This window comes from Thermococcus prieurii (assembly GCF_054657655.1).
Genome location: NZ_BAAHYH010000002.1, coordinates 607,871 through 620,129 on the forward strand (window position 1 = coordinate 607,871; position 12,259 = coordinate 620,129).

Consider the following 12,259-nt stretch of genomic DNA (forward strand, 5'->3'; position numbering starts at 1 on the left):
TCGAGCAAAGCTCGACGTCGCGCAGGCGAACAAACTTTGCTAAGCAAAGTTTGACCAAAGAGTGCCCTTCTACTCAAGGAGCAAAAAGTCAGTCGTGCACTAATTAATGTGCGATTTTAAAGTGAGTTTAACTTCAAAGATGCCTTGAGTATTAGTTTCAACTTATTTTTGGCGTCCTTCGGACGCCGTTTGGGAAATGAAACACTCTTGAAAGAGCAAGTCAAAAAGAAACTCTCTCACAATTGCCAAATTTCAAAAAAAGCACCTACTTTTCCGCCAGCGCTTTCGTCAGAAAGGGCTGTAATGGTGGGCCCGCGGGGATTCGAACCCCGGACCTCCACCTTGTCAGGGTGGCGTCATAACCAGTCTAGACCACGGGCCCAACCCAAGGATGGTGGACCGGCCGGGATTTGAACCCGGGGCCTCCGCCTTGCCAAGGCGGCGCTCATACCAGGCTGAGCTACCGGCCCACTTCCAGTGACGCCGTTATCTCCTTTCTGGGCGGGTTTATAAATTTTGCGGTCGAATGTTCTTTTCAGATATACATCGAAAAGCTAATATGCATCTCTGCCAACATTGAACCGGTGATTGGAATGAATCCGATTGAAGAAGCCGAGAAGATTAAGGACCAGATAATAGCCTGGCGCAGGGACTTCCACATGTGGCCGGAACTCAAGTACGAGGAGGAGAGGACCTCGAAGATTGTGGAGGAGCACCTCCGCGAGTGGGGTTATAAGATAAAGCGCGTTGGAACGGGAATTATAGGCGACATCGGTGAGGGTGAGAAGACCATAGCGTTACGTGCCGACATGGACGCACTGCCGATTCAGGAAGAGAACGATGTCCCCTACAAGTCCCGCGTTCCCGGAAAGATGCACGCCTGCGGTCATGACGCCCATACGGCCATGCTACTTGGAGCAGGAAAGATAATCGCCGAGCACATCGAGGAGTTCAACGGCAGGGTCAGGCTCGTGTTCCAGCCCGCCGAGGAGGGCGGAAACGGGGCCGTGAAGATGATTGAAGGGGGCGCCCTTGACGGTGTTGATGCAATCTTTGGCTTCCACGTGTGGATGGAACTGCCGAGTGGAGTCATCGGAATTCGAGACGGCCCGTTCCTGGCGGGGGCAGGGTTCTTCACGATAAAGTTCAGAGGCCTTGGAGGACACGGGGCTTACCCCCACTTCGCAAGGGACCCCATTCCCGCGGGAGCTGAAGCAGTGATGGCACTTCAGACCATCGTCAGCAGGAACGTGTCGCCCTTCGAGACGGCAGTTGTCAGCGTTACCGCTTTCAACGCGGGAACGGCGCACAACGTAATTCCTGAGGAGGCCGAACTTAAAGGAACCTTCAGGTTCTACAACGAGGAAGTCGGAAAGCTCATCGAGAGGAGGATTGAAGAGATAATTTCGGGCATAGCGAGGGCCCACAACCTTGAGAGCAAGAGCGAGATTGTTGAACTCGTTCCGCCGACCATCAACCACAAGGAAATGGCTGACTTCGCAAGGACGGTGGCGGAAAAGTACGGCCTCAGGTATGGAGAGGTTCCGCCCTCAATGGGGGCTGAGGACTTTGCGTACTACCTCCAGCGTGTCCCCGGAGCCTTCCTCGCCCTCGGAATCAGAAACGAGGAAAAGGGAATAATCTACCCGGCACACCACCCGAGGTTCGACGTTGATGAGGACGTCCTTCACCTCGGTACCGCGATGGAAGTGGCGCTCGCCAGGGAGTTCCTCAGGTGAGCTCCTTCGCGAGTATTTTGATTTTTCGTATTTTTTCGGCACCAAAGCTTTCAACTTCTCCTGGAAGGGCCGTCAGAGCCCGTTTGAATCCGAGAGCCCGTGCCCTCCCGAGGAGGGGCTTGAGGTCCTCGACCCTGCCCCAGAGAAGAACCGCAACCCCATCCCTGCCGGGCAGGTTCCTGAGCACGTAATAGGACTCCCCAACCCTTCCGGATTCGACAGTGTAGTGTATCCCCGCGATGCTGTCCTTAAACGCAGAGAAATACATGCTGTACGAGCTCTGAAAACGACCCGCGACGAGCTCAAGCTCTTTAACGTCATCCCAGCTAAAGACAGAGGGTTCTGTCTTTCCCTCCCCCTTCAATGGAACCCACACGGTAGTCCCCTCAAAGGGCTTCATATCAAACCCAAGGCGACGGTAGAAGTCCTCTGCTTCCTCTTCCGGCTGAACCGTCAGCATCTCAACTCCTCGTTCCCTCGCAACGTCCTCAACGAACTCCATCAGCGCCCTGCCTACGCCTTTTCTCCTGTAATCGGGGTGAACCTCTATGAGGTCAACGTGCCCTATCCTCCTGATTTCCCCGTTGATTGGCTCCTCTGAGAATAGCACTTCCACCTCGCCGACAACCTTTCCGTTGAGCTCCGCCACTGCAACAAGCTGGTCATCGAGCAGGAGGTTGTTGAGGTGAATCGCGAGGGTCTCAACGGCCATCCAGGGGCCTCCAGCAGAGTAGCGCTCGTAGAGGGTACCGCTTACATTTTCTCCAGCGGTGTGGAGCTCAACGATTCCTCCAATGTCGTCAAGTGTCGCCCAGCGGATTCTCATCGTCCTCACCCAGGTAGCCGAACTTCTTGAGGATGTGCATTATCGCCTCCGCCCCGCCGTCCCCGTAGGGCTTCCTGGTAACGTAGTCAGCTTTCTGCTTGAGGCTCTCGGGGGCCTGGGCGATGGCAACGCGGTAGCCGACGACCCGGAAGGCATCGAGGTCGTTCTCACCGTCGCCGACGTGGGCGACTTCGTCGGGCTTTATCCCGAGAAACTCGCAGGCCTTCTCTATTCCCGTCCCCTTGTTAATCCAGGGCTTCTTCACGTGGATTGCGAAGCCCGAATCAACAGCCACCAGGTTAAGCCCCAACTCCTCTATGATTTCCCTAACGGCCTCAACGGGAACCGTTCTCCTCAGGACGAGACCTGCCTTCCGCTCCATTGTCGAATAGCTCAGCTCGGCCTCGGGATGGCGTTTCTTCAGCTCGCTCCACAGAATCCACTCCTCGTCCATATCCGTTAGAAAAACGCGCTTCCTCATTGTTCCCTCGCCCTTCAGCGAGAGCGCCCCGCCGTCTTCAGCTATAACCGGCCCGCTCGTTCCTATGAAAACGGCCGCGGCTTCGGCGAATGGAACGGAGTTCCCTGTGACCAGCATTACCGGAACGCCGAGCCTCTCGGCGAGCCTTATGGCCTTCAGGGCGTCGATGCTCAGCGTTCTGTCGCGGTACGTTATCGTGCCGTCTATGTCGAGGGATATCGCCTTAATCCTCATTCTCTCACCCGAAGACGGGAAAGGTTGCGGGATTATAAGGCTTTGCTTTCAATGGTCCTTCATGATTTCCCTCAAAACGCTCGTCGCGTAAACCCCCTTAGGAAGGAAGAAGCGGAAGCACATTCCGGTTCCGGGAACGTAGCCGTAGGTCATGCCTATTGGGCGAATGAGGAGTTCCCGCCTTCCACCAGGTTCTGCCATCGGCTTCGGGAGCCTTTTGAAGGCGTCGAGGGCTATTCCCTCCTCTTCGAGAATTTCCCCCTCAAGTTCGCCGGGAAGTCCCTTGGCTTTCCTCATCGCGAAGCCGAAGAGCGGGCCCGAAACCATGGCCTCGCCCCTCTTCACCTTCTCACGGACGAAGTTGATGTTCGTCTCGGTAACGCGGTATGTCCTGTCGCGGTACGGTATTCCTCCCTTCATCTGGACGACGATATCGCCGACCAGTGGTTCGTTGAGAGGTAGCTCTTCAATGCGCCTTGACAGGTAAAGGTTGAAGAGGTAGCTCTGGTAGGAGTGAATGAAGATGCGCATTATCGGGAGCGGGAGCGACAGGAAAGCCTTTTTCCAGCTTCCGGTCTTCTTGTAGGTGTAGAGTAGAGTTCTCTCGTAACGGAGGAAGCGCGGGAACTCCTCCAGGGCCCTGTCAACGTCTCCCGTCTCCCAGAAGTTCTTTCTGGCTTCATCACCCTCCATGCTCCCGTCGGCGTAGCCGAGGAAAAGCCTCGCCGATTCCTCAAACTCCCCCTGGAGGAGAAGCTTTCCAATCAGGTGGTTCACAACCCTTCTCTCGCCGAAGCGCTGGTAGCCGAAGTAGTTGGGGAAGCCACCTTTCCCGCGGAGCTCCCGGATTATCTCCTTAGTCATTTCAAAGGCGTCCTCTCCGACGTCCCTGACGATTATCCTGAACCTGTTGCCGAGCAGGTGGCCGAGCTTTATGAACCGGCCGTAGGAGACGAACCTCAGCTCAACGTCCCGGATTTGAACTGACTCAACTTTCTCCTTAGCCTTCGCTGGCACGCTTATGTACTGGTAGGTCACCGCGTGCCTGTCCTTCGTCCCGGCGAAGCCTATCTCGCGGTGGCTTATCCCGGCGCGCTTGGCTATCTCCTTTATCACGGCCATAGTGTCCCAGTTGCGCTTTTTAAGGAGAAAAACCGCGTACCGTCTTCCCTCAAAAATCTGGGGTAGAGGTTCCTCGATGACAACAAAATCCTCGGGAAGGGCCTTGATTCTGCCCCCTATCCTGGGCTTCTCGCTCAGGTGCCGGAACTGGGAGAAGAACTCGCGATAGTCCATGACTCACACCAGCTTGAGATGGCCAGTAACCTTGTCCACCAGCTCCTCTGGCCCGGGCCCGATGGCTAAGACGGTTATTGTCCCCGGGGGAATCTCTGTTAATCCCGCGTCCCTTATCAGTGCCGTAGGGAGACCGAGCTTCTCAGCCTGGGCTTTCAGCTGGAACAGCTCCTCGAGGTTCTCCGCCTTGACGACGACCTTCTTCTGCCCCTCGTCGAACCACGCTTTAAACCATTCAGGCCTCTCCTTCTGGGCTTTGAGTGCCGCCGTAACTGCCCCGTGGGCAACCTGAACCGCGAACTTGCCCTTGCTGAGCTTCAAATCTTTCCTTGAAACGATAACCTGCTTGTACTTGAACGCGCTCATGGAAGAAAAGAAGTAGGGAGGGTTTAAAAATCAAGCGCCCTCCTCTTTTTCCTCGGTCTCTTCCTTCTTTGGAAGTCCTCCAGGGCGTCTGCTCTTCTTCTTTTCGAGCCTCTCCCGGAGCTTATCGGCTTCGGTTCTGTAGTTGTAGGCCAAACCTGCCACCACGAGAGTCGCGAGGAGGAAGATAACCGCCAGCGGCTTCCAGGGGTTTGAGGGTTTGTAGTACACGGTCACGGTGTCGTACGCGACCTTTGCAAGGCCTGTTGAGTTGGTCCCATTGAGAACCTTGTTGAGGTACTGGGATAGGCTCTCGTTGGTCGTATACGGTGCAAGTTCAACGAGCAACTCCTCGGTGAGCTTCTGGGGGTCCTTGGACTTCGTCAGGAGCTGGCCTATGTAAGAGGGCACCTCAGATTCACTGGGCCAGACCTTGACTTCCTTAGTGACAACGGCGGGAGGAACACTGTTTATCGTTACTAGGTTTCCAAGGTTGAGCTCGTGCTTGTTGCCAACGGGGTCGTAGTAGACCAGAACGGCACCAATGTTATATAGTGCTTGGCCCCCAACTTTAACCTTGGTCTGTACTGTCTTGGAGGAACCCGCTTTCAGGTCTCCAACCTTGATGAGGGAATTGCCCTGGAGACCTTTTGGAAGCACGAGGTAGAGGGTTGCGTTCTTTATGAACTCGTACGTTGGGTTGCCCTTTTGAGCGGATACTGTGAACTTGAGCGTAACCTCCTGATTGGCCTTCGCGTGAACGTACTTGCCCGTTGTACTACCGTTGTATGCCACCGCGGACACGGAAAGTTTCGGTACCCCGTAGACCACTATGTTCGTAAGGGGAGCGGAGTAAACCGTCTTCATCTGGCCGGTTTCGAGACTCTGGTCATCGTAGTACTTGACGAGAACCTTTCCTATGTCGAACTTACCGACCTTGGTCGGCTTGAGGACGTATATGAGGGCGGGCATCTTGGTGAAGGCGGGAAGGCTCTTAAATGTCCAGCTCTTGGTAGTGCTTACTAACTGGAACCCGTTGGGTATCGGAGCGGCAACGGTGACGTCGTATGCGTCTCCTTTGCCTTTGTTTTCAACTGAGACTACGATTATCATGTCGTCCCCAAGCATCACAGTTTTTGGAACTGTGCTTATCGTCGCAACGATGTCGGCAGAGCGAAGTATTGGAGTCACTTGGGCGTTCTCTGGGCCGTAAATCACGAGGCTCGCACGGTTGTAAATGGGCTCGGTTCTCTGAATTAAAATCTTGAAGGGTGTTCCCTTGAGGTCCTGAATCGCGCCGACGTTCACGAAGAATACACCAACAACGCTATCACCTTTGTAGACCTTGAGGCTGACCTTTGTGGAGACCACGGATATCAAATCAATGTAATACTTTGTGCTGTTCACGGTTATTGGTAATTTCTCGTTTGTGTAAAGAACACCGTTGTAAATCAACGTTGTCGACACCGTTTGGGTGCCTGATGAAGAGCTTGAACTGGAAGACGACGAACCGCTACCCGAGTACGTCGTTATCTTCGTAGCCGTCACGCGGGGCATGTAAACGTCAAAGGTAACGGACTTCGTTGAAACACTCTGGACGGTTATGTAAACGAAGTTGCTGTACTTGAAGTCCGAGTTGGGGAAAGAGTAAGTTATACCCCCCGACTGGTTGGCCTTGAGAGTAATGCTCTGGGCGGGGTTGTTGGGAAGGTAAACGGTGAAGGTTGCACTAGTGTTCGTCAGTGATGACACCCTAAGGGTTCCAACGGGAAGGTTGTACGTAGCGCCTGCGCTGAGGGTTATTGTGTTTGGATTGACCTTCTTGAGGGGGGAGAGAATGTCTAAGTAGGCAACCGGCTTGTCGTTCTGAGTCCATATGGCAACCCTGAATGCAAGCACTGGGTTTGACTGAGAGGGATAATAAGCGGTGGTCCCCTCCTGGACAAAAACCTGAGTGGTTCCCTCGGGACCGCTGACTACAAGAACGGCGGTAGTAAAGTACCTGTCGGTGTCCTTGAATTCTATTGTGTACGGACCAACGGTAACCTTTGAGCCCAGGGAGAGCTCAACACTTGGATAAATCTTACCGTACAGGGTATCATCCGCGGACACCACTCCCACGCTTGACAACAGGAGTGAAAACATTAGAATGCCTATAATACTAAACGCCATGACTTTTTTCATCTTCAAACCTCCTTAGATTATAGGCAACACTCGTCTATTTAAAATAGACAAAAGGTATAAAGGCCTTACGGTGTGAGCCTCTTCCTGTCCCTCGGGAACAGGATAACCTCCCTGATGTTCGGAAGGTCAAGCATCTGCTTTATCAGCCTCTCGGCGCCGAGGCCGAAGCCACCGTGCGGCGGCATCCCGTAGCGGAAGGCCTTGAGGTAGAATTCGAAGCTCTCCGGGTTGAGCCCCTTCTCCTTAATCTGCTCGACGAGAACATCAACGCGGTGCTCCCTCTGGCCACCGGAGGTTATCTCAACGCCCCGGTACTCCAAATCAAAGGCTCTGCAGATTTCCGGCTTGTCATCGTACTTCATTATGTAGAAGGGCTTCGCCTCGCTCGGGTACTTGTAGAGGAAGTAGAGCGGAGCGTTCTCGTTCTCCATCATGTACTTCCCGAGTAGCCTCTCACTCTCGGTATCTATGTCTTCGCCCCATGGAATCTCCTTCCCGAGGTCCGCCAAAATCTCAAGGGCCTTATCGTAGCTCAGCCTCGGGAAAGGCAGTTTCGGCTCCTCCAGCTCGAAGTTGAGGGTTTCGAGTTCCTTTGCGTTGTGCTCGCGGACGTAGTTGATTGTATGAGCCACGAGCCTCTCAAGGAGCTCCATTACCTCCTCCTCGTTCTCGATGAAGGCCATCTCCGCGTCAATGCTCCACGCCTCGTTTAAATGGCGCGTCGTGTTGTGCTCTTCAGCCCTAAAAATCGGCGCTATCTCGTAAACCCTGTCCAGACCGCTCGCCATCATAATCTGCTTGTAAAGCTGAGGGCTCTGAGCTAAAAAGGCGTCCTTCTCGAAGTACTTCATCGGGAAGAGCTCGGTTCCGCCCTCGGTTGCCGTCGCTATAATCTTGGGCGTGTGAATCTCGATGAAGCCGTTCTCGTGGAAGAAGTCACGAACGGCCTTGAAGACGCTCGAGCGTATCTTGAATATCGCCATTACCTCCGGCCTTCTGACGTCCATAAAGCGGTTGTCCAGGCGGGTGTCGAGCTCGGCCTTGACCTTCCCGGTCGGGTCGAGGGGTAGAGGTGTCTCCGCCCTGCTGAGGACTTCAAGCTTCTCCGGGAGAATCTCAAAGCCGAGCTTCGCCTTGGGCGTGAAGTTAACGATTCCCTCGACCGCGACGACGTCTTCACTGTTGAGCTTCGGAATGAGCTTGAATATCTCGGGGTCAACCTTCTTCTTCGGGGCGGTAATCTGGACTATTCCCTCCCTGTCCCTGAGCCAGAGGAACTTGATTCCGCCCAAATCCTTGACTTCCCACACCCAGCCGGCCACTTTAACGCGCTGGCCGTTGAGTTCTTCGGTTATCTCGCTCGAGTAGTGAGTCCTGTACATGGCCATCCCCAGAAGGAGTAGGGGCGAGCTTTTAAAGGTATTCGATTGCACCAAAACCTTAATCTACTCCCAAACGAAGTTTGGAATGGTGGGAGTATGAGCGAGACCGTGAGCACTTCCAGCGAGGTTACAAAGCTCATGGCCGAGAGCATAGCGAAGAAAATAGGTGAGAAACCCGAGGACGTTCTGTGGTTCTTCGAGCTTAAGAGCCTCATCGAAGCTTCTCGCTCGGGGAAGCTTGACAAACTCGCATCCAAATCGGATAAATCCGTTGGTATAGACCAGCCACTGGAGAAGCTCCTCGATGCAGGAAAGAAAAACTTCAGGAAATACAAGAGGATAGAGGAAAAACTCAGGAAAGCCGGTTTGGTGTGAGCCAATGCCAAAACTCCGAACCGTCATTGACACGTCGATTTTAGTGAGCGCGCTTAAATCCAAAGACGAAGCCAGAAGCCCAGCGTGGAAGATTCTGGAAATGTTGAAAGCCAGGGAGATTGAAAACTACGTTACTCCTGAAATCCTCGATGAGATGGAGATTACTCTGTTCTCGATAGCGATAGAGTTCGCAACTCCCGAAACGTATTGGAACCTCGTGGACAAAGCCCATAGGATACTGGGTATAATCCGCTCTAATTCGAGGTTTCTCGAACCTAAACATACTCTGAACGACAAGAAGACAGTTATAAGGCTCCAAGACCCCGACGATGTGAAATTCATTGAGGCGGTTTTCGCGTCCAAAGCAAAGTATCTCATCACAGAGAACACGAAGCACTTCGGGAACTTTGTCTTAAAGGACGACTCCAAAACAGGCCGAGCGAGGATTGTGAATCACTATTTTTACGTGCTCACTGCTAGGGAATTCATAAGGGAAGTCAAGAAAAGATAGACCTCAGACAAACGAAATCTTGACTTCCTTCCCGACTATCTGGCTCAGGACGCTCTCGAGTATCTCGGGCTTCTCCGGGAGCTTCTTCCTGTCCCTGCCGAAGACGAGGACCTTGTAGTAGGTCTCTCCGCCGGGCCTGTAAACGACGTTGACGCCGAAGACACCGGCAGGGTAGAGCAGGTCGGAGGCGAGCTTCTTGAGCTCATCGGTTGATTCCGCCTTCATGCCCTCGATGACCCTAACGCGCTTTCCGAGCTCCCTTATGAGGGTCTTTATGTTCTTTCCACCCTTGCCGATGGTTATCGGGACGTCTCCTTCTCCGACAACGATAACGATTAGGTCTCCAGCCTCGACGGCCTTCTTGAACTCGACCTCAACGTCGCCGAGAAGCTTGTAGAGTAAGCGTGCAACCTTAACGTCCAGCTCGGAGATTATACCCTCCTGGAGCTTTTTCTCGTCAGCGGGGCAGAGAATGTCGTCGGTCTTGAGACAAACCTCACAGATTGGCGCCTTCACGTTCTCACCTCCTTAGAATGACCTTGATGGGCTAACCCTTAATTCAGGAAGCCCTTTAAAAAGGTTATTATGTGGCTCGAAAGGGGAAGAACTCAAAGCTCGCCCTCGATTTCCCGCCGAATTCTCTCGATGAACTCAACGGTAAAGCGGTGCCTGTTCTCGGCGATGCGCTTCGCGGTTTCGGTGTACATTAAATCCTTGAGCTTGAGTATTTTCTCCTCAAAGTGCCTGAGGGAGGCCTCAATATCCCTCCCGTGCTCGCCGGAGTACATGAAAACGCGCGCGATTCCTATGGCCCCTATTGCGTCGAGCTTGTCGGCGTCGCTGAGTATCTTCGCCTCGAGGGTCTTTGGCTCCGGACCTCTCGAAAAGCGGTGGGACTCTATAGCGTGGGCAACCGCCTTGGCCTTCTCCTCAGGGTAACCAAGGCTTAGAAGGAAGCGCTTCGCTATCTTAGCGCCCTCCAGAGCATGGTCTTCAACTTTGCCGGCGTCCTCAAGGGGTCTCGCTATGTCGTGGAGGAGCGATGCCAGGGCCAGAACCTCGAGGTCCGCCCCTTCTTCTCTGCCTATGTGCATGCAGAGGTTGAAAACCCTCTCCACGTGGCTGAAGCCGTGCGTCCCTTCTCTCTCGAAGAAGCCCCTCGCGAACTCGCGCGTTCTCTCTATTAGCTCCCGCGTCTTGGCGTCGGGTATGAACTCCTCAAGCTTCATAGCGCATCGGTTGGAGAAAAAGGAAGGGGTTTAAAAGCCTTTGGCGTTGTCAACGCGCCTCTTCTCCTTCAGCAGGTGAACGCTCTCAGTGAAGACGCCACCGTCATGGACTTCCTCCTCCCTCGTGAACTCCCAGTGACCGCCGGTTTCAAACCTGCCGTCCTTGATGACCTTTCCAATCTCCCAGAGAAGGTTCTTCAGTGCCTCGTTTCCCTTTAAGGTTGGACCGCGAATCGTCTGCGCGGCCCTCACGACACCATTATCAAGGTAAAGGCGCCAGGAGGTTCCCCCGTTGTGAACCCTGAGTTCTCCCCTGTGAGTGGTGAGCACGAGGAGGAGTGAATCGAGGTCCCATCCGGGAATCTCCTCACTTATAACCCCGTTCTCCACCCTGATTGAGGGGTTCTCGCGGAGGATTTCGGTGACGTCTGCTTCATAAAGCTCAACGGCCCTGACCTTTTTGGACCTGGAAACGCGGGACATCTCCTCAAGGGCGGACTCACCTTCCAGGCGAGTGCCGTTTAATACGTCCTCAATGAGTGCCCCCACGATTTGTCCCGCCGAAACGAGAACGTAGCCCGTTTTTAGCGTCTCGCCGTCGCGCCATGAGGCCTTAAGGTAACCCTGCTGAACCTTCTCAAGAAGCTCCTTAGTGCTGTTAAAATCAACAACAACCCCAAGAAACTTTCCGGGCAACATCTCAACCACCCTACAAAATTAAGTAAAAGAAAGGCTCACAGCATCGAGGCGACCTTCTGAGCGTTCCTCTTGAGGTAAATCCTGACGAGACCGAGGTTGACCTTCGGGTCCGTGAGAACCGTCAGGACAGCGTTTTCACCCGCCTCGACGGTGATAATTTTACCCTTCGGCGATTCAAGCGTGACCATGTCAACGGCTTCCTCGTGGAAGACCTCATTGGACACGTTGAGTGCAGTACCGTAGATGGTCGCGACCATCGCGGCGACACTCTCAACGTCTATCGTCCTGTCGCTCGCCTGACCCTCGATGAGGAGACCGTCCTTGCTCACTATGGCAACTCCCTTGACGCCATCAACCCTGAGAAGGTCGGCAATAACGTTCTCAAACATTCACATCACCCCAGAATCAGCATATCAACTTCAACGTGCTTGTCCGAAACGCGGATTTCCTTAATCAGGACGTTCTTTCCGCTGAACCTCTTGATGGCGACGGCTATGGCGTTGGCCATCGGGTAGAGCATGGGCTTCATGCCCTTCTTCTCAAGCAACTGAAGCGCATAGAGGTCCATGGGATTGTCAAGCTTCAGGGTGACGTTGTTTCCGTTCACGATGATTTCACCCTTCTCGGCAAACCCGAGGGTGTTTATCATAACCTCCGTGAAGCGGTTGAGGAGCTCCTGGGGGTCATCGCTTCCCTCAAAGTTCAGTCCGTACTCCTCCATCATTGTATTCAGAAGCTCCTCACCAACAGAGTTCCCAAGGCCCTTGGCTCCGGCCCCGAGAACTTTGTATATTCCATAGAGAATCAGGTTGTTCATTTTAGTCGCCATTTCCTCAGACCTCTCATTAACCCTTTCCACGACCTTCGCCTCCGTCATGGGTGACACCCCTCAAAGGGGCAGGTCAGCAACACGATGTCACGACGCGATATAATATTTGCC

General features: G+C 53.8%; 14 protein-coding genes and 2 tRNA genes. 3 read left to right on the forward strand and 13 right to left on the reverse strand.

All coding sequences use genetic code 11. The annotated features are described in order from the left end of the window. Window positions 1-304 precede the first annotated feature (304 nt). Together ACYQ04_RS06550 and ACYQ04_RS06555 are read right to left on the reverse strand one after the other, a co-directional pair. A tRNA-Val gene (locus ACYQ04_RS06550) sits at window positions 305-382 on the reverse strand. A gap of 10 nt (window positions 383-392) precedes the next feature. Continuing rightward, window positions 393-470: transfer RNA gene (locus ACYQ04_RS06555), tRNA-Ala, on the reverse strand. Window positions 471-593: 123 nt separating this feature from the next. On the opposite strand from ACYQ04_RS06555, the gene ACYQ04_RS06560 reads away from it, so the two are divergent. Then, window positions 594-1,739 carry a M20 metallopeptidase family protein gene (locus ACYQ04_RS06560; protein WP_460130005.1) on the forward strand — a complete coding sequence of 382 codons (1,146 nt, stop codon included), beginning with the start codon at window positions 594-596 and terminating at the stop codon, window positions 1,737-1,739. Here ACYQ04_RS06560 and ACYQ04_RS06565 read toward each other — a convergent pair. The 6 genes from ACYQ04_RS06565 to aspS all read right to left on the reverse strand — a co-directional run bounded on the left by ACYQ04_RS06565 (window position 1,732) and on the right by aspS (window position 8,505). Then, a complete protein-coding gene (locus tag ACYQ04_RS06565; RefSeq protein WP_460128253.1) occupies window positions 1,732-2,565 on the reverse strand; it encodes a GNAT family N-acetyltransferase in 834 nt (277 codons plus the stop codon). The two genes, ACYQ04_RS06560 and ACYQ04_RS06565, sit on opposite strands and share 8 nt — an antisense overlap. Next, window positions 2,540-3,280, reverse strand: coding sequence for a phosphoglycolate phosphatase (locus ACYQ04_RS06570; protein WP_460128257.1), 741 nt, complete (start codon window positions 3,278-3,280; stop codon window positions 2,540-2,542). The genes ACYQ04_RS06565 and ACYQ04_RS06570 overlap by 26 nt, the downstream gene beginning before the upstream one ends. 48 nt (window positions 3,281-3,328) lie before the next feature. Then, window positions 3,329-4,576, reverse strand: coding sequence for a tRNA pseudouridine(13) synthase TruD (gene truD, locus ACYQ04_RS06575; protein ID WP_460128261.1), 1,248 nt, complete (start codon window positions 4,574-4,576; stop codon window positions 3,329-3,331). A 3-nt stretch (window positions 4,577-4,579) separates the two neighbouring features. Next, window positions 4,580-4,942 (reverse strand): peptidyl-tRNA hydrolase Pth2, encoded by a 363-nt coding sequence (gene pth2 / locus ACYQ04_RS06580; protein ID WP_460128267.1) that lies wholly within the window; start codon window positions 4,940-4,942, stop codon window positions 4,580-4,582. 30 nt (window positions 4,943-4,972) lie between these two features. Next, complete coding sequence (locus ACYQ04_RS06585; protein ID WP_460128270.1) at window positions 4,973-7,051, reverse strand: COG1361 family protein; 2,079 nt, start codon at window positions 7,049-7,051, stop codon at window positions 4,973-4,975. A gap of 137 nt (window positions 7,052-7,188) precedes the next feature. Beyond that, on the reverse strand, window positions 7,189-8,505 hold the full coding sequence (gene aspS / locus ACYQ04_RS06590; RefSeq protein ID WP_460130007.1) for an aspartate--tRNA(Asn) ligase: 1,317 nt from the start codon (window positions 8,503-8,505) through the stop codon (window positions 7,189-7,191). Window positions 8,506-8,601: 96 nt separating this feature from the next. Between aspS and ACYQ04_RS06595 the strand changes: the two genes are divergently transcribed. Next, the gene (locus ACYQ04_RS06595; RefSeq protein WP_460128271.1) at window positions 8,602-8,880 is read left to right on the forward strand and encodes a hypothetical protein; all 279 of its coding nucleotides are present in this window, start codon (window positions 8,602-8,604) and stop codon (window positions 8,878-8,880) included. A gap of 4 nt (window positions 8,881-8,884) precedes the next feature. Continuing rightward, entirely contained in the window at window positions 8,885-9,391 is a 507-nt protein-coding gene (locus ACYQ04_RS06600; RefSeq protein ID WP_460128273.1) for a putative toxin-antitoxin system toxin component, PIN family, read from the forward strand. Between the two features lie 3 nt (window positions 9,392-9,394). Here the strand turns inward: ACYQ04_RS06600 and ACYQ04_RS06605 are convergent, their stop codons facing one another. The 5 genes from ACYQ04_RS06605 to ACYQ04_RS06625 form a co-directional block, all read right to left on the reverse strand. Beyond that, entirely contained in the window at window positions 9,395-9,907 is a 513-nt protein-coding gene (locus ACYQ04_RS06605; RefSeq protein ID WP_099210167.1) for a KH domain-containing protein, read from the reverse strand. Between the two features lie 92 nt (window positions 9,908-9,999). Beyond that, window positions 10,000-10,620 carry an HD domain-containing protein gene (locus tag ACYQ04_RS06610; protein ID WP_460128275.1) on the reverse strand — a complete coding sequence of 207 codons (621 nt, stop codon included), beginning with the start codon at window positions 10,618-10,620 and terminating at the stop codon, window positions 10,000-10,002. Between the two features lie 30 nt (window positions 10,621-10,650). Next, window positions 10,651-11,319: a DUF2226 domain-containing protein gene (locus ACYQ04_RS06615; RefSeq protein WP_460128276.1), complete on the reverse strand. Its 669-nt coding sequence runs from the start codon at window positions 11,317-11,319 to the stop codon at window positions 10,651-10,653. A 35-nt stretch (window positions 11,320-11,354) separates the two neighbouring features. Next, a complete protein-coding gene (locus ACYQ04_RS06620; RefSeq protein ID WP_015859493.1) occupies window positions 11,355-11,708 on the reverse strand; it encodes a roadblock/LC7 domain-containing protein in 354 nt (117 codons plus the stop codon). A gap of 5 nt (window positions 11,709-11,713) precedes the next feature. Then, the gene (locus tag ACYQ04_RS06625) at window positions 11,714-12,196 is read right to left on the reverse strand and encodes a hypothetical protein (RefSeq protein ID WP_460128278.1); all 483 of its coding nucleotides are present in this window, start codon (window positions 12,194-12,196) and stop codon (window positions 11,714-11,716) included. Window positions 12,197-12,259: the final 63 nt, after the last annotated feature.